Origin of the sequence: uncultured Chloroflexus sp. (assembly GCF_938091255.1) — a bacterium.
GTDB lineage: Bacteria > Chloroflexota > Chloroflexia > Chloroflexales > Chloroflexaceae > Chloroflexus.
The window spans coordinates 1-24,675 of record NZ_CALLJH010000049.1; the positions used below are offsets into that span (position 1 = coordinate 1).

Sequence of the window (24,675 nt, forward strand, 5' to 3'; positions counted from 1 at the left end):
CAAGAATATTCGCTTCGCCTTCTCCAATGACCGTGGCGCGACGTGGTCGCCGGTAGGGGTGATTACAGCCGTTGAAGCGTACAAATCGCAGACCACATTGGCAGCCGGCCCCAACGGCGAGGTTGCCGTTGTCTTTACCCGTGATACGCCGCGACCGCTCCACGTGATGGCGGCACTCTGGAACGGCACGGCGTTCGACCCACCGGTTGATATCAATGCCGGGTCAAGTGAAGTCTTTGCCGATGCCAGTGTTGCGTTTAGTCCCGATCCGGCGCCGAACACGCGCATCGTCATCGCGTTTCGTGGTGCCGATGATGGTATCTACTTCGCCGAAAAACTGGTCAGCGCATTTTACGCCCCATGGTCGGCAACGTATCTGATTGACGGGAAGGGAGATGGCCGCGTCTCGGTCGATTACGATCAGCTGGGAACACTCCATCTGGCGTGGATTCGGCAAGGAGCGGGTGGCAACCGCAATGCCAACCAGTTGTTTTACACGGCCCGTCCGGTCGGATCCGGCTTTTTGCCGGTTGTCGGTTCTCCCACCGTGGCCCCAGTGTTTAATACGTGGGCTGATGCCCGTGTCGGCGTGCGGGCGTATATGCATGTCGCCCATGAAAAGTTCGATGGTGGCGTGCCAAAGCCACACTATACCCTCTTCCGGGCGCCGGGGGTCAGCTTTGGCTCACGCCCCGTCATCGAAAACGATCTTCCTGTCATCGGTGGTGAAGGGAAAGTATCAGTGAACGTCACCTTCCCCGATCTCTCCGCACCGCATTTTCCCGATCAGGTGCGCTGGCGGTGGGGTGCGCCGCCAACCGATACCGAGAACGATTCGGGCGGTTGGCAAGCGTTCGCTCCCACTGGCCCAACCAGCGTGCTGACCGTGCCGATCCCACCGGGGTTACTCACCGATGATGGCTGTGTCGAACGTGTGCTGTATACGCAGTTGCGTCGCTCGGTGGATAATCTGATCGATCAGGTTCGTTCCGATGCTGTCGTGATCGATGCTGGCGTGCGAGGCAACGCTGTTGTTGCCAATCCGTTCTCTCGTATGAAGACATCACCCTTCACGGCGGCTACACTGGTTGATCTGATCGGTGAAGGCGGCGCCAGTGATGGTCATCCCGATCATACCCGTGTACCGGCGGTCTTTGTCGAGCTACGCAGCCTTGGCGATTGCAGCGGATTGCAACGCTTTGCGCTGGCGCCTAGCTCAGCAACCCTGACGTCTGTGAGCAATTTGGCGATGAGCGGCAACCGTTTTGCTAATATTCTGCCGTACCCCGGCACAATAAGCGAAGGGCCAATGCCGGTAGTCCTACGGATGCGTGATGCACTAGGCAATCCGATGACGGTTGAACGAACATTGACGTATGATGTCACGCCACCGACGCTTAACGGCGGGACGATGCAGGTACAGACGATTGCCGGCGGCCCGTCGATTATCGTCAATCTGCAATTCAATAGCCTCAGCGTGACCGATAACCTCTACCCCGGTCGTGGGTTCTGGGGGGTGTGGCTGGCGAATAGTCGCAGCGCGGTCGCCAATCCGGCTACCGATCCGAATCTGGTTTGGATACCGGTTGAAGCGCCGGGTGATGGCACCAGTTTCTCGCTGGTCTGGAGCTTGGCGAGCGGGCTGCCTGAGACGCAAGTCACTGCGGGAACGTACTATGTGTACGCCCGTGTGCTCGATGGCGCCGGTAATCCGAGTGCAACGGCCTTGCCGGAGGTAACCATCTCGCTTGATCAGGTGACGTTGCCGCAGGTGATCATCCCCATCGTACTGCGATAGCGTGACATAGCACTGGTTCGGCTGACAGATGGGCGCTGTCAAGGTAGCGTCCATCTGTTTGTTTTGTTGCCGCATGCACGGGGTGCAATGTCCGCGGCAATTCGTCGTACAATAGCGTAAGCGTTGCCGGCAAGATGGTGTGGGCAGGCTACGTTTGCGCGTTCAATGCCCTGCGCTTGCGTAAAGTTAGTTCGTTCTCGTTGAAGGCCTGTATGCAAACGTTCTCTCGCACGATGATGATGAGTTTGGCGCAACGGCTACAGGCTCTGCTTGCTAGCCGCGAGGTTGGGCCGCTTGTGATAGTATTGATCTTTAGCGCCCTGTTGCCGATCAGTCTGCCGCGGATTGCATTGAGCGATGAGGTGCAGTATTACGCATATCTGCGTTCGCTGTACTTTGATCGCGATCTCGATTTTTATAACGAATACCAACACTTTGCCGCAATCGGCTTGCGCAATAACGATCCGGCGGTCTTCAACGCCCTGCTGCGGCCTGATGCCGCCAATCCGAACCCGATCACTGGCAAGCTGCGCAACGTAGCCCCAATTGGCTCAGCGTTGCTGTGGACTCCCGGTTTTGTGCTGGCCGATCTGTGGGTGCAGGTTGCCAATGCGTTCGGCGCGACTACTCCCCGCGATGGCTTTAGCCAGCCTTATATCGTGGCCGTGTGTATGATGTCGGCCCTCTATAGTTTGATCGGCTTGCTCTTGACCTACCGGCTGGCCCGTATCTACGCCGGTCACATCCCGGCATTATTGGCGACGATCACCATCTTTCTCGCTACGCCGTTGGTGTTCTATACCTATCTGGCGATGGCGTGGTCGCACGCGAATGGATTTTTTCTCTTTGCCCTATTTTTAACCATCTGGCTACGCGGACGCGAAGGAAACCTGAGTCACAGCGATGGCCGTCGGCACTGGAGCGTATGGCTGGCGCTTGGGGTAGTGGCCGGCTTAATGGTCATGACCCGTGAGCAATTGGGGTTGTTGCTGCTCGTGCCAGCACTCGAGGCATTGGCGGCGTATGCAGGTGCTGTACGCCGCTGGCAGTGGTCAGTAGTGCGAGAGCTATTTGTCGGCCATGTCGTGTTTTTAGGCGTTTTCCTGTTATCACTCACGCCACAATTAGCTACCTATTGGGTGCTCAACGGGCGAATTGGGCCATCAACCACTGTCGGCGGAAAGCTAGCTATTGCTCATCTTGGCCCACTGCCGATGTTGATCAGTCCTCACTTTCTTGATACGCTGCTCGATCCGGCTCACGGTGCATTCCTTTGGAGTCCGATCCTCTTCGTGTCTTTGATTGGCCTACTCTGGCTCTTTGTGCGCGACGGCCCACTGGCGCTGTTGCTCTTCGTTGGCTTCCTTGGGCAAGTCTACATCAACGGTGCGTTCGGCACCACGTGGCACCTGAGCGGCTCGTTCGGTTTTCGCCGCCTCATCGAGTGTACGCCAATCTTTGCTCTCGGCCTAGCCGCACTGCTCGCATGGGTACAGCCGCAGATCGGTTGGAAGCCATTGCTGGCCGGCGCTGCCATCTTCGTGCTCTGGAATGTCGGCCTCATTGCGCAGTGGACGTTTGTTCGGCCAGAGCTACGCAAAGGCTTGATCTGGGATGGGATGCTCTACTACCAACTGCAAGTGCCGTTGCAGACGCTGGGCCGGTTGGGCGATATTCTGTTTAACCGCTGTCGGTTGACGACCAATTGTTGATCTAGTATCGTGAGGCCATCGAACGTATGACGGAATACATTCTACCCCCCTCCCCCCGTGTGGGGGAGGGTGGTGGGTAGTATGGCTCGGTCTAAAGGTAAGATACCCCCCTCCCCCCGTGTGGGGGAGGGGCCGGGGGTGGGGGAGAGCTACCGCCGCCACCAAGGCGCGCCCGCGCAATACCGTAGAGACATTGCCCTGCAACGTCTCGTCTCTGCTACACCCATTCCCGTCGCATCTCTGGGTGATCCGCTTCGCATCCCTACAAGGCGTGCTGTTGTTCGCGGGTCGTGGCCAATTGGCCAAGGTGGCATGCCTCGCTCAAGCTAACAAGGTAAGGCAGATCGTCACCGTATTCGATCACGCTGATGCTCGCATTCGTCACCCAAATCCGGTTGATCCGATCCATGTTCATACCGAGCGCGTCGGCCACCAGTATTTTCACAATCACATCATGCGTGCTGATAAGCACCGTCTTGCCGGCATGCTCGGTATAGATGCGCTCGCGAAAGTCGAGCACCCGCTTGAGCACGTTCGAGAAGCTCTCGCCTCCCGGCATCTGCGAGCGAGTGGGGTGTTGCCGCCATTCGCGCAACCCATCAGCGTATAACTCCATAATTTCGTGCAGATATCTGCCTTCCCAATCGCCGTGGTTAATCTCGAGCAAGGCATCGTCGTAGATCACCTCAAGGCCGGGGTGATGGGCGACGATTGCCTGCGCCGTGTGGGCGGCACGTTGCAGGCGGCTGCTATAGACGACATCGATCTTCTCGTGGCGCAGCCGTTCGCCAAGCGCGGCAGCCTGCATACGGCCTAATTCCGACAGCGGGGCGTCTTGTTGACCTTGATACCGATTGATCCGGTTCCATTCACTCTCGCCGTGACGCACAATAATCAGTCGCATAGTTCACTACCCTAATAATGCAGATCGCGGGCTGGTCGACGAAGTTGTCTATCTTTTTACCATACACGCCCTTCGTCATCGTAATGGGCGGCGGCAAAACGTCACCAACTTCGTCGCCAAATCTCTCAGGATAGACGCGCAGCGCCATTATAGCCGAGGTGGTATCATTCGCGGTGTGAAGTCATACGTATCGTAGAGAGGAATCTTAGCAATGGCGGCGCCAATTGATCGCAGCACTCGCCGTTTTCTGATTGCGTTTCGCTATGCCTTTACTGGGATCGGCCATTTGTTGCGCACCCAACGCAATTTTCAGATTCATCTGCTCATTGGTGCCATCGCAATTACGTTGGGTGTGGTATTGCGGATTGCGCGTTGGGAATGGGTTGCGCTAGCGTTGATAATAGGGATGGTGCTGGCTGCCGAAGGTTTCAATACGGCGATTGAAGCGACAGTTGACTTAGCAACCAGCGAGCGCCATCCGCTGGCTCGCATTGCTAAAGATGTCGCCGCTGGCACGGTCTTGCTTTGCGCATTGACCGCAATTGTGGTGGGTGTGCTTATCTTTGGCCCGCGGTTATGGCTGCTTTGGGTGATTTTGACATAATCAATTTCATTGCTTTAACCTGCTGAAACTAGGGTATACTGAGCTTGTTCGTTGCACGTTCTTGGTCTGGGCAGCGCGATAGCCCGCTGAGCAGAGCCATAAGCAAGAGGTGCGACGGCTTTGCCAAGCCGTTGCTCGAGCGCGGCGGTCTAGCAGGCCGCCGCTACTGGTGCAATCTATGTGGCCACTTGTCCGGCAGGCTCGTCATCTTGGCCGTTACCGTGAAATTACGCAAGTGCTGGTGCATCACGGTTTTGGCTATTTGGTCGATCAGCTCGGTCTTACTGCATTGCTATCTTTGCCGCGCCGCGCAATATTGCGCGCGCCGGCCCCGCCGCCGTTGGGCAGCGCCGAGCGGTTGCGTGAGGCGTTGGTTGAGCTAGGCCCGGCCTTCGTTAAACTGGGCCAAGCGCTCAGTACCCGCCCCGATCTGCTGCCAGCCGATATGGTGGCCGAACTGAGCAAGTTGCAAGATACAGTGCCGCCATTCCCCGGCGCGCAGGCGGTGGCGCTGATCGAAACCACGTTTGGCCAGCCGATCGACCGCTTGTTCGCTTCCTTCGAGCGCGAACCGTTTGCAGCAGCGTCGTTGGGCCAAGTGCATGCGGCAGTCTTGTTCGATGGTACGCCGGTGGTGGTGAAGGTGCAGCGACCCGATATCGCCAATCGCATTCAAACTGATCTGGCGATTTTGGCCGATCTCGCGGCGCTGGCCCAAGAGCGACTGGCATTGGCTGCTCAATATAACCTGAGCGAGATCGTTTGGGAGTTTAGCGCTACCCTGCGCGCCGAACTTGATTATGTGCGTGAGGGGCGCAATGCCGATCGCTTTCGCCAGATGTTCTGCGGCAATCCGCACATCTACATCCCGCGTGTCTACTGGGAATATACCGATACTCGCGTCCTCACCACCGAGCGGATAATCGGCACCAAGTTGAACGATAGGGCAGCGTTGCGCGCCGCCGGGGTTGATTTGTCTCGCTTGGCCCGGGTGAGTGTCGAGATTACACTCGAAGAGATTTTCGGGCATGGCTTTTTCCACAGCGATCCGCATCCGGGCAATTTCTTCGTTATTGATAGCGAGGTGTTGGGCGTAGTCGATTTTGGGCAGGTCGGCACGCTCGATCACGCCACGATGCAAGGGTTACTCTTGATGATGGGGGCGCTGATCAGCCACGATAGCCAAAGCTTGCTGCGCGCGCTCGAACGGCTCGGCGTGATTCCGCGCCGGGCAGCGACGGCAGTGCTGCGCCGCGATCTCGAACGGTTCGTCGATGGGTTCGTCGATCGCCCGTTGGGCCAAATCTCGGCTCGCGAGACCTTTGAAGGCTTGACGGCGCTGTTACGCCGGCATCGGCTGATTATTCCCGGCCCGCTAGCCACCCTGCTGAAGACGATCGTGATGATGGAGGGGTTGGGGATGCAGCTCGATCCTACGCTTAACGTCTTTGATGCGGCGCGCCCATACATTCAGCGCGCCCTGCGCGAGCAGATCACGCCGGTAGCGTTGGGTGCACAAGTGCTAGCCGGTGGGCGTGAGTTGGGTGAGCTGGCGTTTGAGATTCCCGAACAGATTAGTCAGAGCCTGCAACGCCTCAACGAGGGCGAGTTGCACCTACAAACCCGCGAAGTTGAGCTACGGCGGGTCGCCGGTGCATTGATCGGTGCAGCAAACCGCTTGGCGCTGGCGTTGGTCGTGTCGGCGTTTATTCTCGGCGTGGCTATGCTGGTGGTGGCGATGCGGGCCTTTGAATGGTACGGCTGGTTGCCGTGGACATTGTTGTTTTTCGGCGTGGGTGGGGTGGTCACCGGCGGGGTCATGTTGACGTTGGCGTTGTTGCGGCGGGAGTAGGGGCACAGCAGGCTGCGCTCCTACTGCGCTACCGCGCCCTACTGCGCCCCTATGCGTAGCGCATTGCGCCCCTACCCCGTCGTGTTTTACCCCCCTAGTAACCGGTTTACGGTAGCCACGATTAACCGCCGTTCCACCGCCTTGATCCGTTCGTGCAACGATTCGACCGTATCACCGGGCATAACCGGTACCTCGGCGCTGGCTAAAATTGGGCCGTCGTCAACCCGCGGCGTCACCCGGTGGATGGTGCAACCGGTGACCGGTAAACCGAGGCGGATGGCGTCGGCCACAACGTGCGCACCGCGTAGGGCCGGAATCACAATACCGCTGCTGGTGGTGACGGTATCGCCGCCGTCGGCAGGCAAGAGCGCCGGATGCTGATTGATGACTCGGTTGGGGAATCGGTCGAGAAATGCAGCCGAGAGTACCCGCATAAAGCCGGCTAATACGATCAGGTCTGGCTCGAAACAAGCAACCACACCAGCCAGCCGCTGCTCCCACTGTTGGCGCAAGGGGCCGCGCGGCGCTGTGAGTGGTACGTGCGCGGCAGCGATGCCGGCGTTGAGCGCCCGTTGCAAACCGTAAGCCTGTGCTCGATCACTGACAACCAAGGTCACTTCCCCAGCTAGCTCACCAGCAGCCTGCGCATCGAGCAGCGCCTGCAAATTGCTACCGCTGCCGCTCAACAACACCGCAATGCTTGGCACAACCTACTCCTGACCAATATCGCGGCGGAAATGCTTACCCTCGAACCGGATCTGGTCGGCAGCGGCGTAGGCGCGTTCGCGGGCTTGCCGCAAGCTTGAGCCGAGACCGGTGACCCCCAATACCCGTCCGCCCGCCGTGCAGAGGCCGTTCGGGCCAACTGCGGTTCCGGCATGGAAGACAAGCACTTGATCCTCATCGAGCGCCTCGACGCCGCGAATGAGATCACCTTTGCGCGGGCGTCCGGGGTAGCCGGCAGCGCACAAGACGACGCAGACCGCGTAGCCTTTACGCCGGCGCAACGTATCAGGCTTCAATTGGCCGGTGGCGCAGGCGTACAACGCGCCGAGGAAATCCCCTTCGAGCAGCGGCAAAACGGTTTGCGCTTCAGGGTCGCCAAAGCGGGCATTAAATTCCAGCACCTTCGGCCCGTCAGCAGTGAGGATCATGCCGGCATAGAGCAAGCCTCGAAATGGCGTGCCGCGCGCGGCCAACTCGTTGACCACCGGTTGCATACAGCGGTTCACAATCTCGTCGAGCAGGGCCGGCGTGACCTCATCAACTGGCGCAATCACTCCCATCCCGCCAGTGTTGGGGCCGCGATCCCCCTCTTCAAGCCGTTTGTGGTCGCGGGCCGGTGGGAGCGGCCACAGCCGTTCGCCGTCACAAAGCGCTTGCACTGACACTTCACGCCCGTACAACCGCTCTTCGAGCAAGAGGTGATGGCCGGCGGGGATCGTGCTCAACTTGGCAATGGCATCGAGGGTCTCTTCAATGGTCTCAGCGACGATCACCCCCTTGCCAAGCGCCAAACCATCTGCCTTGACAACCCATGCTTTACCGCTGGCGCGGGCAAAATCAGCCGCTTCCGCCGCCGAAGCAAAGACGTGGCTCTGTGCGGTGGGAACGCCGGTAGCCGCCATGATCTCTTTGGCAAACGACTTGCTGCTCTCGATCCGGGCGGCAGCGGCGGTGGGGCCGAACGCCGGTATACCGGCGGCTTGAAAGGCATCAACGATGCCGTCGGCCAGCGGGTTGTCGGGGCCAACGACGAGCAGATCGATCTGTTCCTGGCGGGCGAGTTCGATTAGTGCCGGATAGTCGTGCAGTGGGAAGGGTACGTTCCTACCGTAACGTCCGGTGCCGGGGTTGCCGGGAATGGTCAGCAGTTTGGTAAAGTTGGGTGAGCGGGCAATTTTCCATGCTAGTGCGTGCTCACGGCCACCGGAACCAATCAGTAATACGTTCATAGGCTTATCAATCACACTGAGCGGCGTTCTGCCGTACAATCGTTGTTCAGTATAGCATGGTTGCCGCGATTGGATGGCAAAAAGAGGTTTTTGATGCAGATCTTCTTAGTATCGCCAGCGGTAATCACACAAATGCCGGTGCTAGCGGCTCGGGGCACCTATCTGCTCCATTTATGGTTGGCGCAACCGCTGGCCCAGCTTGCGATTGGGCGGTTAGGGCGCTTTGATCTTGCTCCGGGCCATTACTACTACGTAGGGAGCGCGTTTGGGCCGGGCGGGCTGGCAGCGCGGCTTCGCCGGCATAGCGTAGTTGAGAAACGGGCGCATTGGCATCTTGATTATCTCCGTCCGCATCTTGAATTGCGAGAAATGTGGGCAGCGGTGGCCGGTGAACGGCTGGAATGCCGCTGGTGCGCCGTTCTCGCCAGCTTGCCAGAGCTGAGCAGGCCAATCCCGCATTTTGGCGCGTCGGATACGGGATGTGGCGGTCATCTGTTCTATGCCACGGCAGCGGTAACGCATATCGCTGATCTATTACGCCAAACAAACCGGTAGGGCCGTTATGAAACGGGAAGGGCCGGTTTACAACCGGCCCTTCCTACTACCCGTGCCGTATATCGTTTCTTGACTATTGCCGTACCGGCAACCCGCGCTCGACGATCAGATCCATCGCCCGATCAATCGGGATATGCACCTTGCCTTCTAGCGTATAGCCATAACTGTTGAGCAAAGTGCGCGCTTCGGTGACGTAGCTGCGGTACGTATTGCCGGTTACCGGTGCCGGCTGCGGCGTAAACGGAACCCGACCGGCCAGCAACACCACCAGACTCAGCACAATAAATACCATCAAGCCGGCAATCATCAAGCGGCTTAGCGGCGGTTCGGCGGTCACATACACCGGACGGGCCGATTGCATGGGGCGCGGCGGTGCATACCGGGGTGCCGAATAGTTCGGGCGAAAGCTCATACGTATCTCTCCTCCGCATTAGTGATGGCCGCTATTCCGCAACTGTTCCATGTTGGGATCGCGCAGCGGCAAGAGCGGCGCTTGTTGCACGTTGGCAGCAAACAGGGCTACCACCAGACCAATCAAGCCGATCGGTGCCGCCACATCAGTGATCGTAATATCCCACAGATGCTCGCGGAAGTAAGGCAGCACAATCCATGCCATATCAACGAAGCGCATAAAGATGATCCAACCCGCAATTGTAGCGAGTGTGCTGAGATTGCGCTTCGTGCCACGGAACAGCAGCACGAAGAAGGGCAGCGCGAAGGCAAAGAGCATCAACGCCAGTGCCACAAAGACCCAGCCGTGTTGGGTGCGGTGGACATACCATGGTGTAAACTCAGCCACGTCACCTGACCAGATGATCACCAACTGGCCGTAAGACATATACGTCCACAGCACCGTAAAGGCAAATATAAGTTTGCCAATGTCATGAATCGGTTTCACCGATACGTACTCGCGGAAGAGACTCGCATCGCGTACCCGGCTCATGATCAAGGCGAGGAACGACAGCGTCATTAGGCCAGCATTGACTATGTAGTGGGCACCGTAAATTGTTGAAAACCAATGCGGATCGAGTGACATAGTCACGTCAAACGAAAAGAAGGTGACCGTGATGACAAACAGTGCCACACCGATACCGCTTAGTCGGCGCATTCGAGTCGCCCACTTTTTCGCATCACCACCTGCATCTTGTTGGCGTGACCAACTACGCAGGGTGTAAGCCAATATCGTCCAGATCACAAAGAAAATCGCAATCCGAGCTGTTACCCACAGTGGGCTAAGCCACGGCACTTTATGCGCAATAATCGGATCAAACTCCGCACCGCCGGGAGTAACAACTTCAGGATTAGCCCACTCGTAGAGTGGATGCTCAAGGCCGAGCGACTTGTAGGTGTCGAAATATCCCAATGCAATCGGGATAAAGAGCAGGCCCATGATTGGTAGCGTCGCTGCGCCGGCTTCGAGCATACGCCGCACGGTGACGCCCCATGCGCCGCCGGTGAGGTGCTGTACCATCAGGAAGCCGAGGCAGCCGAGCGGAATGGTCATCGCCACATAGTAGCCATAAATGTACGACTCAAAAAACGAGGTTGGATTGAGAAAATAGCCAGCGGCTAACACGCCGATCCCGATGACGGCGGCAGCAAGGCCAAGCGTCTGTACTTGACCCAACTGCGGAATGCGGGTTTGCGAAAGACTCGTCGTCGCCATGTCTCTAACCTTCCAGCCTAATTACCAAGCTTTGCACGCTCGGCGGGAGGCACATCATCAATGGTCGCATTCTGGCTCAACTGCAAGGCCCGAATATAAGCGGCAATCGCCCAGCGGTCTTCCGGCGTAATGCGCGAGGCATAGCCATACATTGACTGATAACCGCCATTATTGGGGTCGCCACGGTACACGCCATTCGTAATAATCACAAAGAAGTGGCTAAGTGGCGCTTCACGCAGACGCTGCTGGTGGAAGTTGGCCGGCACAATGCCGCCACGCTCGGCCACCATACTCGCTCCGTAGCCTGACTCGCCGTGGCATACGGCGCAGTAGATGTTGTACTTCAGTTGCCCGCGGAGCAGCAAGTCTTTTGTCACCGGGAAGGGCATAGCGTCCACTTCTTTGCCATCGATCAGGCCGGTGTAGAGAAACTCATCGGTCTTGACCACTTCATACGGTGTCGTGCCCGGCACGTTGGGGCGTGACGAGCGGCCATCGGCGAAAAAGCTGCTCGGCTCATAGGTCGTGTACTTCTGCTGATCGTACATGTCCTGATGGCAGGCGGTGAGCAGCAACACCAGCAGGCCGATCCAACCGAAGCGAATCATGCGCGTTGTTAGGCGAGGCGTCTGCATGGGCTTCCCTCAGTATTCCACCTCGGAGACCTGCATCGGATTGAGTGAGCGCAGGAACTGCGAAGTGCGCGAACGATCAAACAGCGGATCCGTTGATTCAATGCACAGGAAGAAGGCGTCTTGCGACGCATGCTGAAACCGCGGGACGTTAAAGACCGGGTGGTATGGTGCTGGCAGGCCGTTCAGCACGACCATGCCGATCGCTGATGCAAACGAGGCGAGCAAAATCCCGCTCTCGAACGTGATCGGGATCATCGCTGGCCAGTTGGTAATATCAAGTGGACGACCGCCGACATTGAGCGGGTAGTCAACCAGATTGCCGATATATTGCAGAATAAAACCAGTCGCTGCCCCAATCAAACCAAACAGCAACACCAAGCGTGGCACGCCAGTATCGCCGTGGGCAATCTCCTCAATGACCTCCTCGATTGGGAATGGCGAGAAGGCGTCCATTTTGGTATAACCCGCCGCCTTCGCTTTGCGGGTCGCTTCAATCAGTGCTTCTGGGGTGGGAAACTCGGCCATCACGCCGTAGATATCGTTTCGCATCGCATCACTCCTCTAGTCTGCCGAGGCTGCGCCGTGGGCCGTACCGTGCTCGTGTCCGTGCCCGTGCGCGCCATGCTCTGCCCGCCGCTTTGCCTTCTCCGTTTCCTGATGGAGGAACAGCCGCATCTCAAAGATATTGATCATCGGCAAGACGCGGATGAAGAGGAACAGCAGGGTAAAGAAGAGACCAAAGGTGCCAAGATAGAGCGACCAGTCCCAAATCGTCGGAATATAAATATCCCACGACGAGGGTAAGAAGTCGCGTTCGAGCGAGATCACGATAATTACATAGCGCTCAAGCCACATACCCACGCTGACGATGAGTGAAATGACGAACAAGGCTGGAATATTTTGGCGTACCTTCTTAAACCACAGTGGCTGAATCGCCAGCGCGTTGCAGAAGAGCAAGCCCCAATAGGCCCACGAGCTTGGTCCAAACAGGCGGTTGTAGAGGAGGTACTCTTCGTACTCGTTTCCGCTGTAGAGCGAGGCGAAGACCTCCATGAAGTAGCCATAGACGACGATCATGCCGGTGGCGAGCATCACCTTCGCCATTACGTCGAGATGGTGAATGGTGATATAGCTCTCGAAGCCGTAGAAGGTGCGTACCGGGATCATCAGCAGCAGCACCATTGCAAATCCGGCAAACACGGCGCCGGCCACGAAGTAGGGCGGGAAGACCGTGACTTGCCAGCCGGGGACTTGCGAAATGGCGAAGTCGAGTGAGATGATCGAGTGAACCGAGACCACCAACGGGGTCGAGAGACCGGCTAGCAGGATCGACGCTACCTCATAGCGGTGCCAGTGGCGGGCCGAGCCGCGCCAGCCGAGGGCGGCGATACCGTATAGACGGCGCACCCAGATGTTCTTAGCCCGATCACGCAGGGTTGCGAAGTCAGGAATGAGACCTACCAGCCAGAATACTAACGACACGGTCGCGTAGGTCGAGATTGCGAATACGTCCCATGCTAGCGCGCTGCGGAACTGCGGCCACATCCCATGAGTATTCGGGTACGGGATTAGCCAATAAAACAGCCACGGCCGGCCAAGGTGCAAGATCGGGTACAAACCGGCGCAGGCAACGGCGAAGAGCGTCATTGCCTCGGCAAAGCGGTTGATCGAGTTGCGCCAGCCCTGATTGAGCAGCAACAGAATGGCCGAGATGAGCGTACCGGCGTGGCCGATACCGATCCACCACACGAAGTTGATGATGTCCATGCCCCAGCCGACCGGGATATTAATACCCCAGATACCGACGCCGCGGATGAACAGCCACGTCACCGACACAAAGAAGATCATCAACAAGAAAAATGCCACACTGAAGCCAGCCAGCCAGCCCTTGGGGGTCTTGAGTGGCGGCGTCAGTGGGACATCGCCGATCTTTTGCGTGATCGACGAGAAGGTTTCCCCCGGCAGCAGATAGGCTTCACCGTCATCGACGGGCCGGGTTCGGAGTGGTTGCGCCTGTGCCATTGCTAGCCTTCCACCTTTTCTAGATCCTCAGACGGGTTGCGGACACGGGCCAGATATGTCGTGCGCGGGAGAGTGTTCAGGAAATTCAGTAATCCGTAGTTATGCCCTTCTGCCTTCCACTTGGCGACGCGGCTATTGGGGTCGTTGATGTCACCAAAGACAATCGCACCTGTCGGGCATGCCTGTTCGCAGGCAGTCTGAATAGCGCCATCGCTAATGACATACGACGACTGGCCAGCCTGCACCGCTGCGCGTTTGGCAGCAATGCGCGCCCCGCTAATGCGCTGCACGCAGTAGGTACACTTCTCCATCACACCTCGGACGCGCACCGTCACATCTGGGTTGAACGCGAGCTTGAAGGTCTCGGTTGTCGTATCGCTGTATTGCAAGAAGTTAAACCGCCGTACCTTGTACGGGCAGTTGTTCGAGCAATACTTCGTACCGACACAGCGATTATACACCATGTTGTTAAGACCTTCGTAATCGTGAACGGTGGCAGCAACCGGGCAGACAACCTCGCAAGGTGCTTTCTCACACTGCATGCATGTGAGAGGCATCATGTAGGTGGCAGGATTGTCAAGATCGTCGCCGGCAAAGTAGCGGTCGATCCGAATCCAGTGCATCTCGCGTCCGCGTGAGACTTGATCTTTACCGACAACGGCAATATTGTTTTCAGCTTGGCACGCAACGACACAAGCGTTACAGCCGATGCAAGCGTTGAGGTTGATCGCCATTCCCCACGCATTACGGCCGGTGTAATCATCGCCGGGTTGTAACGAGAGGTAATTGGTTGATTCACGGCCATATTCCTCTTTGTACACCTCTTTGGCGATGTATTTGGGGTCTTCCTTAAACTTCTTGAACTCGCCGACGCGATAGATATCGCGTCCTTCAAGCGTCCAGTGATCTTGCGTGCTGACCAGCAGGTACGTGCGGCCAGTATTCGTCACCCGCGCGCCAGCGCCGAACCACGGGCTATCGCTAGTACGAATCGGGTAGACATTGACGCCCACGCCATTGCCGACCCGACCGGCGTTGGTGCGGCCATAGCCGAGGTTGAGCGTGATCGAGTCTTCTGCGTGACCGGGGAGCAGCCAGATCGGTAGTTCGATTACGCCGCCGCGATATTCGATACGGGCAATGGTGCCGTTAACTTTCGAGAGTTGCTCGAGATAACGCTGACGCTCACGACTGTCTTCTTTGCCGCCAACTAATCGGTTGGCGTCGAACGGTAAGCCAAGCAGCTTAATCGCCGTGCGCGGGCTCATCAGGGCTGCATTATCCCAAACCAGCTTGGTGAGTGGGCGGGGCAACTCTTGTAGCCAACCGTTATTTGCATAGAAGCCATCGAAAACTGATGGGTCAGGCCGAAACACAATCTCAACCCCGTCACCGGGTTGCGGAATGTTCGCTGCGCGAATTGCTTCTTCATTCAGTTCAGGCGTAATCACCGGTGAGGCCGTGCCAGCAATGACACCGGTAGCCAACGCAATTTCCCACTCTGTTTTACCGATCCGCTCTTCCCAATACCCGCGCACGAGATCGTAGCTCTCGGCGTCGGGCTGGCCGAGCATCGCGGCCAATAGTTCATTGGCCGTCTTCCCGCCGTACAGTGGCTCGATCAGCGGTTGCACAATGCTGGCTGTACCATCAAAGGCACGCGCGTCGCCCCAGCTCTCGAGCGGATGGGCCTGCGGAATATGCCACGTGGCCCGTACCGAGGTCTCATCAACAAATTGGCTGAGGTGAATCGTCAGTGGCACCGCCGCCATCCGGTCGGCGAAGCGCAGATCGCCGGGAGCGTTGTAGACCGGGTTGCCGCCGATCATTATCAAGGTCTCGACCCGGCCAGCGGCCATCTCGCTCACCAGTGTCACCAGATCGTTGATCTGGTTGGTGGGGCGCGCTTCCACCGGTTCGTGGTAGAAGACCGTTTGACCCACATTGCCCAACTCAGCGTTGATCAGATGGGCAAGGGCATGCACAATTGGCGGCTGCTGATCGCCAGCAATCACCACCGCGCGGCCCCGATGCTCTTCGAGGTCTTTGGCGATCGCTTTCAGGAACTCTTCCGCTTTGGGGCCAAGCTCAGCCGGAGCGCCGCCAACACCCAATTCGTGGGCCAAGGCGCCGGTGAAGGCGGCAATTGCGTCAGCGCGCAGCGGTAGACGGTGATCAGCGGCAGTGCCAGTCGTTGACGGGCTGGCCTCAACCACATACAGCCGGTTCATCTCGCTGCTATTCTTGCGCACCTTGCGCGCATCGGCAAAGGCACGGGCATAGGCGATAAAGCCGGGGCCGGGGGCAAGGAAATCGGCGTCAAGACTGACGATAACGAGCGCTTTCGACAGATCGTAGCGCGTGGTGACATCGCGGCCAAAGGCGAGGCGTGCCCCTTCAACCACATTATCGCGGTTGACCGGCTCGTACTGATACCAGCGCGCTTGCGGATACGCCTGCAAAAACTGCTCGATCTGGGCAGCTAGCGATGGCGATGTGACATTGGTAGTCAACAGCCGCACACCGGCTCCCTGTGACGCTTGCGCTGCCGACAACGCATTGGTCAGCGTTGCAGTAAACTCAGCCCATGTGCTTGCCACTCCCTGCCGCAACACGGTTGTCGAGCGGTCAGGGTCATACATCGTCAAAATCTCGGCCTGCGCAAATAGATCGGTACCGCCAAGGCTGGCCGGATGGCGCGGGTTGCCTTCGACCTTGGTCGGGCGGCCCTCGTTCGCGCGCACCAACACCCCGGCGCCATAGCCGCCAAGGGTTAATGTTGAAGCGAAGAACTGCGGGACGCCGGGAATACGACCTTCAGGTTGACGATCAAAGGGCGCAATATACTCGCGCGGCTGATAGGTGCAGGCCGTTATACCGGCCAAGGCTAACGAGGCACCCATCAGCTTCAGGAATGTGCGCCGGCTCATTCCATCGCTCATCTCGCTCGCGCCGCGCGGAAACTCGCGCTCCACCAGTTCGCGGAACGCCGGCGAATCGGCCAGTTGATCGAGCGAACGCCAGAACTGCGGTCCGCGCGCGTCGCGCAACTGAGCGCGAATGGCCTCGAGGTCAGGTTGCTGCTGTGTCATGGTTGTTTACCACCACCGTTGCTAATGAATCCAGCGGGCACATAGGCGTGCCGTCCAAAGCTAGGCGGCACGCAATCGAGCGGTTTAGCGATGGCACACGTAACAGTTGGTCAATTGATCGGGCGGCATGATGCCATATTCCGCCACCAACCGGCGCCCAATCTCCAGTTGGTTCGACGGCGGCACGTAATCCATGTTGTAGACCTCTTCACGTGGCCGGATGTACAATTCAGGATTGCGGTGACAGTTGAGGCACCAACCCATATAGAGCGCCTGTTGCTGCCAGACCACCGGCATATTGTTCACTTGCCCGTGGCAGGTTGAGCAGCCGATGCCCTTGTTGACGTGGATCGAGTGGTTGAAGTACACGAAATTGGGCAGGTCGTACACCTTGACCCACTCGATCGGCTTGCCAGTGGCGTAGCTTTCGCGCACCTTTTCTAGCAGTGGACTGTATGTCTTGATCTGCGAGTGGCAGGTCATACAGGTTTCGGTCGCCGGAATATTGGCGAAATACGATTGGTCGACCGAAACGTGACAGTAGCGGCAATCAATGCCGACGATGTTGGAGTGGAGTTGATGGCTGAACGCCACTGGTTGTTCGATGGCTACATTCACTTGCCGGAAGTAGTTGGAGCGGAAATAGACGCCGAGAATGAGAATGCCTTCGACGACGAGCAAGACGAGCGCGAAGATGCTGAGGCGAGCCAGAAGGTTGGCATTGCGGGGGAAGATCTGTGCCATGCTGCGTTACCCTGTTCAGGAAGCGATCTGCACGGTGTAAACCTAACGGTATTATAGAACCGTTTTGCTTTTGCGTCAAATGCTAGGACGCACCAATTTCTTTCTTTCCCAATATAATGCCCAAAATGCGAAATCGACAACGTGGTTTAGATGACAGGTTTTTGCATATTGTGCATTAGCTTTGCGCACTGCATACGCGGCATCCTTTGTCACTTCGCGGTGGCGGTTATTGAAACGTTTCGTCACTTCTCTATCTATAGTACCACAATTTTTTGTGCAAACGGTATGCAATTTTGTGACAACCGTCGCAAGGAATCGGCGCCAGCTCGTGACGGGAGGGTACTGGCGAGTTATGGTATAGTGTGCAGTAATGGGAAGTACCGCGCGAGGAAGTGGCGATGAAAATAGCAATTATTGGCTTGCCCAACAGTGGCAAAACAACAGTCTTTAATGCGCTCACCCGTGGCCATGCCGAGACGGCTGCCTATTCATCGGGGCAGCTTGAGCCGAATTTGGCGACGGTGAAAGTGCCTGACCCTCGGCTTGATGTGCTGGCGCAGATGTTTAAACCGCGCAAGATTACATATGCTGACGTGCAATATGTGGATATTGGCGGTCTCAGCGGCAGCGGGCACGCTGGCGGCGGCTTGCCGCCGGTCTTGCTGAACTATATTGCTTCGGCTGACGCGCTCTTGCATGTCGTGCGCGCGTTTGAGGATCCCACCGTTCCCCATCCCAATGGCTCGGTCGATCCGCAGCGTGATATGGCTGCGGTCGATCTTGAGTTGGCCTTTTCCGATCTGGGCATTATTGAGCGTCGGCTCAACCGGCTTAATGCCGAGATTCCGAAATTGTCGGCCAAAGAGAAGGAACTGCGCACTGCCGAGCGCGATCTGCTGCAGCGGCTGCGCGAGGCGCTCGAAGCCGAGATACCGATCCGCGCCTTAGAACTGACTGACGACGAGGCGCGGATGATCCGCGGCTACCAGTTCCTCACCGCCAAGCCGATGTTGATTGCGCCGAATATTGGCGAGGCGGATATCGCCCATCCGCCGCAGATTACATATCCGCATCGTAATAGCGCGGTTGAGCCGCTCTGCGGCAAGATTGAGGCCGAGTTGGCCCAGCTCGATGATGACGAGGCGCGGGTTTTTATGGATGATCTCGGCATTACGGCCCCAGCCCGCGATCGGGTGATTAAGGCGAGCTATGCCCTGCTGGGTCTAATCAGCTTTCTCACAGCCGGCCCCGACGAGGTGCGGGCATGGCCCATCCCGCGTGGGACGCCGGCGGTCGAAGCGGCGGGGGTGATCCATTCCGATATTCAGCGTGGCTTTATCCGGGCCGAAATTGTGGCCTACCACGATCTCATCGCTGCCGGCAGCATGCACGAGGCTAAGAAGGCCGGTCACGTGCGCATGGAAGGCAAGCAATATATCGTGCAAGATGGTGACATCTGCCATTTCCTCTTCAATGTCTGACCGGTTGTTGACGGTCTCGTTACGATCAGCGCCGTGGGGCGAAACTATGGCGCGGGTTATGGCTGCGGCGTTAGCGGCAGTCGATCCGGCTCAAGCCACAGCGGTCTCATTGCGCCGCGAAGGTGACTGGGTGATCGCTGGCGAACGCCGGTACGATCTGCGCGCGTTTGATCGGGTCTGGTTGGTGGGCGCTGGCAAAGCCGGCGCCGCGATGGCGCAAGCAGCGGCGGCCATCCTTGGCGACCGGCTCAGCGGCGGGATCGTGGTGGTGAAAGACGATGGTGTACCGCTGCCGGCAATCCCCGGTGTGACCGTAGTGCAGGCTGCCCATCCTACGCCTGACGAGCGCAGCGTCGCTGCCGGGCGGCAGATAGCCGCTCTCTTGGCCCAAGCCGGTGCGCGTGATTTGGTCGTTGCCCTCATTTCGGGCGGCGGTTCGGCCTTGCTCAATTTGCCGGTTCCCGGCGTAACTCTCGCCGATCTTCAGCGATTGACCGCCGAATTGCTCGCTTGCGGCGCGCCGATTGGCGCGATTAATACGCTGCGCAAGCACCTTGACCAGCTTAAAGGCGGCGGCTTGGCCCGGTTAACAGCCCCGGCAACGCTAATCGCGCTGATCCTCTCAGATGTGGTCGGTAGTCCGCTCGATGTGATCGCCTCCGGCCCGACGGTCGCCGATCCGACCACCTTTGCCGATGCGTTGGCGTTGCTCGATCACTACGAGTTGCGCGATCGTTGTCCGCCGGCAATCCACGCTTACCTCACTGCCGGCGTGCGCGGCGAACAGCCAGAGACGCTTAAGCCGGGTGATCCGTTACTGGCGACGGTGCAGAATGTGGTAATCGGGAGCAACGCCCAAGCGGCACGGGCTGCTTTGGCGGCGGCACAGGTGGCCGGGCTGAACGCGATGCTCCTGACGACCTACCTTGAGGGTGAAGCGCGTGAGGTGGGGCGAGTGTTGGCCGGTATTGCCCGCGAGATTGTGACTTCTGACCAGCCGCTCCCCCGTCCCGCATGCATTATTGCCGGTGGTGAGACCACCGTTACACTACGCGGAACTGGATTGGGCGGGCGCAATCAAGAGCTGGCCTTGAGTGCGGCGTTGGCGCTTGAGGGCTTGGCCGATGCGGCAGTGATTGCGCTGGCTACCGATGGCGGCGATGGCCCGACTGACGCTGCCGGTGCGGTGGCTACCGGCGCGACGGTGGCGCGGGCGCGGGCATTGGGCCTCGATCCGCTCGACCATCTGCGCCGCAACGACGCCTACCCCTTCTTTGCCGCACTTGATGACCTCTTGCGGCCCGGCCCAACCGGGACGAATGTGAATGATTTGGTCTTTGTGGTGGTGGGGTAAGCGAAGGGTTATTGCTGACCAAAGCGTTGGCTGTGCCGTTGCAGTGTAGTGACGATTGCTTCGCGCTTGACTCGATCAGTAAGGGGGCGCGGAAGCGGGTGACGCTTGAAACAGTGCTACCATGTCTGACCGATAGTCGTGGAGCGAGGTGGCAATATCGTTTTCGCACAACTCGATCCGGGCCATGTTGCCCTGTCGGTAGCGTGAACGCAGGGCATGGAGCTTAAGCAACAACAAACCCTCGATGGTAACGAACGGCTTGTTCAAGCAGCGCAACTGGTTGGGCATGCTGTCGATGTACGTGCCGAAAAACGCATTGCGCGCTAAGAGAATATCCACCGGCAATTCAGCAAACATAGCGCGGGCAACATCATTGGTATGACGTCCTTGTACGTCATGCAACAGCGCAACGCCGCCAGCCAACGCAGACGTGATCCGGCGTTGGGCTAAGAGCGTGAACAAATGCTGCACCGCCTGACACGATCTCGCCTTGTCAATTACGCCAATGTTGGGAACTGAACACAAGCGCATGGTACACGATTGCGCCAATCTGGGTTGCGCTTGATAAGCCCTTCCTTACTCCCATTCGCCAGATCTTCTCTGCCAAAACAAAGGTGGGTTGGATGCGCAGGGATATGGTCGCAATCCATCCCTGCGCGCGGTGCGCTCTCGTAACGCCTACGACAGGTCAGCGAGCGCCTCTTCCACCGTGATCAGATGGGCTGGGCCGCCGATTGGGGCTTGGACGGTCTCGAATCCCATGCCCAAATCGTGGATAGCTGCCGTTACCGAGGGGGCAAGGTCACGACGGGTAATGAAGACTACGGTCGGGCCAGTATCGGTACTCGCATACACTGGCACGCCACGGGCGCGTAGATCGTTGCAGAGCCGGAACAGAGTAATGTTTTCCGGTTCCCAACCGATGATTTTCTGCTCACGCGAACCGGACATGGTGACGCCGTGCAAGCGCATACTGTCGAGTTCGGCCAGTTGACCGATCGTTTGCCAATCGCCGCGGCGGGCGGCAGCAATGCACTCGCGCACCTCCTCGCCGCGAGAAAGCATCCATGCGCGGAAGAAGACACTGTTGGGCGCGTCGTGATGAGCCTGTTCGGTCTTCAAACCGACCCGCGAGTCAATTGGCACCGTAATCAGTGCCACGTCTTCAAGCTCATGGTCTTGATCGAGGCGGACAGCGAAGCTTTCCTCCGGCGGAATACCGGGGTAACTGAGCCAGAGCGCCAAGCCGCCGGCGGCGCTGCGGCAGCCAGAGCCGGCCAGCCGGCGGGCGAGGGTGGAGATAAAGCGGATGTGGCCGGCTAGTTCGGGGCCAAAGAGGGCCCCGACCGCTGCGCAGGCCAATGCGGCGGCAGCCGCGGCGCTGGTGCCCAAGCCTTTACCGGCGACGCGGGTGCGCAACACATTGCGCGAGACGACGCGGGCATGGCTGGTGACTCCGGCCAATTCACGCACGGTATCGAGCACTGTGATGACCCGCTCGAGTTCGCGGCCTTGCGCCGGTTTACCGCTGATGATAGCACTATCGGCGGATAGGGCCGGATCGAACTCGACCAGCGTCGTCGTGTGCGCCGCTGTGTTATTGAGCGAAATTGAAGGCAAAAAGGCGATGCGTTGCGTCCAGTCGCTGAGGCCGTGGTATTTCAGCACCCCCTGCATTGGGTACGCGCGGGCGGCAGCGATGCCTTGGGCGCGGGCCGGCGGCAGATGCGGCGGCGATGGCAGTTCGATCCGGTGGTGGCGCAGATCGGCCAAGATGCGTTCGTGGGCCGTGCGCATGGGCCCGACCAGATCGGCGAAACCTTTTGGAATCAACGACTCATTCACGGCGCATTCCTCATTCTTTACTGGCGACCGCCGTAATTCGGCGCCTGCTTGGTAATCACGACATCGTGCGGATGGCTCTCGATTTGGCCGGCAGTAGTGATACGGATGAAACGGGCGTCGCGACGGAGGGCTTCGATATTCGGTGCGCCGGCGTACCCCATCCCAGCGCGCAAACCGCCGACCAGTTGGTAGACGGTGTCGCTGAGCGGGCCTTTAAACGGAACCATACCTTCGATGCCTTCGGCTACCAGTTTACGCGCTTCGGTAACGTTGGTCTGAAAGTAGCGGTCGCCGCCGCCGCGTTGCATTGCGCCGATGCTGCCCATCCCACGATAGCTCTTGTAACTGCGGCCCTCATAGAGGATCAACTCGCCGGGGCTTTCTTCAGTACCGGCGAAGATCGAGCCGATCATCACGCTATGAGCGCCGGCGGCAATCGCCTTCGGAATGTCACCCGAATACTTGATCCCACCATCGGCGATGATCGGAATCCCGTAGGGTTCGGCGGCGCGGGCGCAATCATAAATGGCGGTAATCTGCGGCATACCGGCTCCGGTTACGACGCGGGTGGTGCAGATTGAACCGGGGCCTTGCCCAACTTTCACTCCATCAACGCCGCGCTCGATCAGGGCGATCGTTGCGGCTGCCGTCGAGACATTCCCGCCGATGATTTGGACGCGGGGGAACAGCTCACGCAGCTTCACGACCGCATCGAGCACACCGCGCGAATGGCCGTGGGCGGTATCGATGACCAACACATCAACTCCAGCGCGCACCAACTCGGTAGCCCGTTCGAGATAGTCGCCGCTGACGCCAACGGCTGCGCCGACGCGCAGCCGTCCCATATCATCTTTGCAAGCGTTGGGATACTCGATCCGCTTCATAATATCTTTGACGGTGATCATCCCGCTCAGCTTGCCGCGTTCATCAACAACCAGCACCTTCTCGATCCGATGGCGATGGAGAACTTCTTTGGCCTCTTCGAGAGTGGTGCCTTCAGGAACGGTCACGAGATTGCGCGAGGTCATCAGCTCGCGGATGGGGCGATTACGGTCGGTCTCGAAGCGTAGGTCGCGGTTGGTGATAATGCCGACCAGATCGCCATCGGCGGTGGTGACGGGCACGCCGGAGATCTTATATTCGGCCATCAAATCGAGCGCATCGCCGACGGTGCGGTCGGGCGGCAAGGTGATGGGGTCGGTAATCATGCCGCTTTCGGAACGTTTCACCTTGCGCACCATCTCGGCCTGTTGGGCAATCGGCATATTCTTGTGAATAATGCCGATGCCGCCCTCGCGGGCCAGCGCGATGGCCAGTCGGTGCTCGGTAACGGTATCCATCGCGGCGCTGACGATCGGAATATTGAGGCGAATGTTGCGTGTGAGCCACGTGCTCACATCGACTGTGGCGGGCAAGACGTTCGACTCAGCCGGTATCAGCAGGACATCATCGAAGGTAAGCCCTTCGCGCGCAAATTTCTCCTCCCAAGCGATGCCCATACATTCCTCCGTGCAAGTGGTGATGTACAAAAAACCCCCCGCGGCCAGCGCAGGGGAATAGCAACGACTGCTGACTCCAAACGACGGGTGCCGGCGAGCGCACACATATCGTTTCGTCTGTACTATACTCTGAGCTGACCGCCTCGTCAAACGAGCAAGCCAATCACGATAGCGACAATGCCGGCGCCGGCGGAGATGCCACCAATGGTATAGAGCAAGAGGCTCCGGCAGTGAAGATTTCGGCGTAAGAACGTTTCAGACGAAATGAGATGAGAAACGGTCCGCGATGATGTGGATCGGCGCCAAGTTGGTGCAGATAGCCGTGGACGAATACCGAGCTGCCGGTAGGCAAAGCCCATTCTGGGCGCCAGATTTCGCGTTTGCTGCCGCTGAGGCCGGTCATCTCTTCGTAGCGAGCGACGGTTTCCCGCAGATCAAAGCTGGCGCCGGCGGTCACGATAGTGATAGCACCGCTGGGATCGCGCCCTTGAAACTCTGGCACACATTGGGTATAGTCATCGCCGAAAGCGGTTTCGGTCTTTCTTGTTTTACCGTCCCAAGAGCGGGCCGCAGCTTGTTCGCGCTCCTCGTGCCTCACGTAACGAAAGGCGACGCAAGGCGTATCGCTGTAGGGCGCGCGGAGCAACGTCTGCGTTTCAGCAATGCCGGTGACTTCGACCGCAGTGCCAATGGGCAGTAAGCCGGCGCGCACCTGATCGAGCAGATCGCCGACCCGCCATGGTGGGGTTTGCTGAATGGCGGCTAGCTGGTGGTCATGCCAATAAGCAACGGCGGCCAACGCTGCTGCGCCGAGGATGGAGAGAATGCCGCTGCCAATGAAGATCAGTGATGCCATGCGAGACTTCCTTGCTGAGTATAAATCTCATAACAATGGTTGTGGCACAGCGAAACGTCTTTCTTCCGGCCCATCGAGATGCTATGATGAGGATAACACAG

The 24,675-nt window shown here is 58.5% G+C and carries 21 protein-coding genes; 7 read left to right on the forward strand and 14 right to left on the reverse strand.

Annotated features, from left to right (window positions below; translation table 11 throughout):
* A partial coding sequence (locus Q1A00_RS15420; protein WP_299757672.1) for an exo-alpha-sialidase occupies window positions 1–1,798 on the forward strand: 1,798 nt, incomplete at its 5' end.
* A gap of 212 nt (window positions 1,799–2,010) precedes the next feature.
* Entirely contained in the window at window positions 2,011–3,510 is a 1,500-nt protein-coding gene (locus tag Q1A00_RS15425) for a glycosyltransferase family 39 protein (protein WP_299757674.1), read from the forward strand.
* Between the two features lie 262 nt (window positions 3,511–3,772).
* Here Q1A00_RS15425 and Q1A00_RS15430 read toward each other — a convergent pair whose 3' ends face one another.
* Window positions 3,773–4,414, reverse strand: a complete 642-nt coding sequence (locus Q1A00_RS15430; protein WP_298482312.1) for a histidine phosphatase family protein — start codon at window positions 4,412–4,414, stop codon at window positions 3,773–3,775.
* 211 nt (window positions 4,415–4,625) lie between these two features.
* Here Q1A00_RS15430 and Q1A00_RS15435 point away from each other — a divergent pair, with 211 nt between their 5' ends.
* Window positions 4,626–5,018 (forward strand): diacylglycerol kinase family protein, encoded by a 393-nt coding sequence (locus Q1A00_RS15435; protein ID WP_298482314.1) that lies wholly within the window; start codon window positions 4,626–4,628, stop codon window positions 5,016–5,018.
* 178 nt (window positions 5,019–5,196) lie between these two features.
* The gene (locus Q1A00_RS15440; protein WP_298482316.1) at window positions 5,197–6,870 is read left to right on the forward strand and encodes an AarF/ABC1/UbiB kinase family protein; all 1,674 of its coding nucleotides are present in this window, start codon (window positions 5,197–5,199) and stop codon (window positions 6,868–6,870) included.
* Window positions 6,871–6,956: 86 nt separating this feature from the next.
* Here Q1A00_RS15440 and purN read toward each other — a convergent pair whose 3' ends face one another.
* Both purN and purD read right to left on the reverse strand, forming a co-directional pair.
* A complete protein-coding gene (gene purN, locus Q1A00_RS15445) occupies window positions 6,957–7,577 on the reverse strand; it encodes a phosphoribosylglycinamide formyltransferase (protein WP_298482318.1) in 621 nt (206 codons plus the stop codon).
* A gap of 3 nt (window positions 7,578–7,580) precedes the next feature.
* A complete protein-coding gene (gene purD, locus Q1A00_RS15450) occupies window positions 7,581–8,825 on the reverse strand; it encodes a phosphoribosylamine--glycine ligase (protein ID WP_298482320.1) in 1,245 nt (414 codons plus the stop codon).
* Between the two features lie 93 nt (window positions 8,826–8,918).
* Between purD and Q1A00_RS15455 the strand changes: the two genes are divergently transcribed.
* Window positions 8,919–9,380: a DUF123 domain-containing protein gene (locus Q1A00_RS15455; RefSeq protein ID WP_298482322.1), complete on the forward strand. Its 462-nt coding sequence runs from the start codon at window positions 8,919–8,921 to the stop codon at window positions 9,378–9,380.
* 73 nt (window positions 9,381–9,453) lie between these two features.
* Here the strand turns inward: Q1A00_RS15455 and Q1A00_RS15460 are convergent, their stop codons facing one another.
* The 7 genes from Q1A00_RS15460 to Q1A00_RS15490 form a co-directional block, all read right to left on the reverse strand.
* Window positions 9,454–9,792, reverse strand: coding sequence for a hypothetical protein (locus tag Q1A00_RS15460; RefSeq protein ID WP_298482324.1), 339 nt, complete (start codon window positions 9,790–9,792; stop codon window positions 9,454–9,456).
* Window positions 9,793–9,810: 18 nt separating this feature from the next.
* Window positions 9,811–11,046: a hypothetical protein gene (locus Q1A00_RS15465; protein WP_298482326.1), complete on the reverse strand. Its 1,236-nt coding sequence runs from the start codon at window positions 11,044–11,046 to the stop codon at window positions 9,811–9,813.
* Window positions 11,047–11,063: 17 nt separating this feature from the next.
* Entirely contained in the window at window positions 11,064–11,681 is a 618-nt protein-coding gene (locus Q1A00_RS15470) for a cytochrome c (RefSeq protein WP_298482329.1), read from the reverse strand.
* A 9-nt stretch (window positions 11,682–11,690) separates the two neighbouring features.
* On the reverse strand, window positions 11,691–12,230 hold the full coding sequence (locus Q1A00_RS15475) for a DUF3341 domain-containing protein (RefSeq protein WP_298482331.1): 540 nt from the start codon (window positions 12,228–12,230) through the stop codon (window positions 11,691–11,693).
* A 12-nt stretch (window positions 12,231–12,242) separates the two neighbouring features.
* Complete coding sequence (nrfD, locus tag Q1A00_RS15480; RefSeq protein ID WP_299757683.1) at window positions 12,243–13,703, reverse strand: NrfD/PsrC family molybdoenzyme membrane anchor subunit; 1,461 nt, start codon at window positions 13,701–13,703, stop codon at window positions 12,243–12,245.
* Window positions 13,704–13,705: 2 nt separating this feature from the next.
* The gene (locus Q1A00_RS15485; protein WP_298482336.1) at window positions 13,706–16,795 is read right to left on the reverse strand and encodes a TAT-variant-translocated molybdopterin oxidoreductase; all 3,090 of its coding nucleotides are present in this window, start codon (window positions 16,793–16,795) and stop codon (window positions 13,706–13,708) included.
* A gap of 84 nt (window positions 16,796–16,879) precedes the next feature.
* Window positions 16,880–17,539, reverse strand: coding sequence for a cytochrome c3 family protein (locus tag Q1A00_RS15490; protein WP_298482338.1), 660 nt, complete (start codon window positions 17,537–17,539; stop codon window positions 16,880–16,882).
* Between the two features lie 398 nt (window positions 17,540–17,937).
* Here Q1A00_RS15490 and ychF point away from each other — a divergent pair, with 398 nt between their 5' ends.
* Window positions 17,938–19,020 carry a redox-regulated ATPase YchF gene (gene ychF / locus Q1A00_RS15495; RefSeq protein ID WP_298482340.1) on the forward strand — a complete coding sequence of 361 codons (1,083 nt, stop codon included), beginning with the start codon at window positions 17,938–17,940 and terminating at the stop codon, window positions 19,018–19,020.
* Entirely contained in the window at window positions 18,986–20,374 is a 1,389-nt protein-coding gene (locus Q1A00_RS15500) for a DUF4147 domain-containing protein (protein ID WP_298490409.1), read from the forward strand. Before ychF ends, Q1A00_RS15500 begins: the two co-directional genes overlap by 35 nt.
* Before the next feature lie 75 nt (window positions 20,375–20,449).
* Here the strand turns inward: Q1A00_RS15500 and Q1A00_RS15505 are convergent, their stop codons facing one another.
* The 4 genes from Q1A00_RS15505 to Q1A00_RS15520 form a co-directional block, all read right to left on the reverse strand.
* Entirely contained in the window at window positions 20,450–20,845 is a 396-nt protein-coding gene (locus tag Q1A00_RS15505; protein ID WP_299757688.1) for a hypothetical protein, read from the reverse strand.
* 207 nt (window positions 20,846–21,052) lie between these two features.
* On the reverse strand, window positions 21,053–22,219 hold the full coding sequence (locus Q1A00_RS15510; RefSeq protein ID WP_298482346.1) for a GHMP kinase: 1,167 nt from the start codon (window positions 22,217–22,219) through the stop codon (window positions 21,053–21,055).
* Between the two features lie 17 nt (window positions 22,220–22,236).
* Window positions 22,237–23,718, reverse strand: a complete 1,482-nt coding sequence (gene guaB / locus Q1A00_RS15515; protein ID WP_298482348.1) for an IMP dehydrogenase — start codon at window positions 23,716–23,718, stop codon at window positions 22,237–22,239.
* Between the two features lie 163 nt (window positions 23,719–23,881).
* Entirely contained in the window at window positions 23,882–24,574 is a 693-nt protein-coding gene (locus tag Q1A00_RS15520; RefSeq protein ID WP_299757692.1) for a hypothetical protein, read from the reverse strand.
* Between the last annotated feature and the right edge of the window lie 101 nt (window positions 24,575–24,675).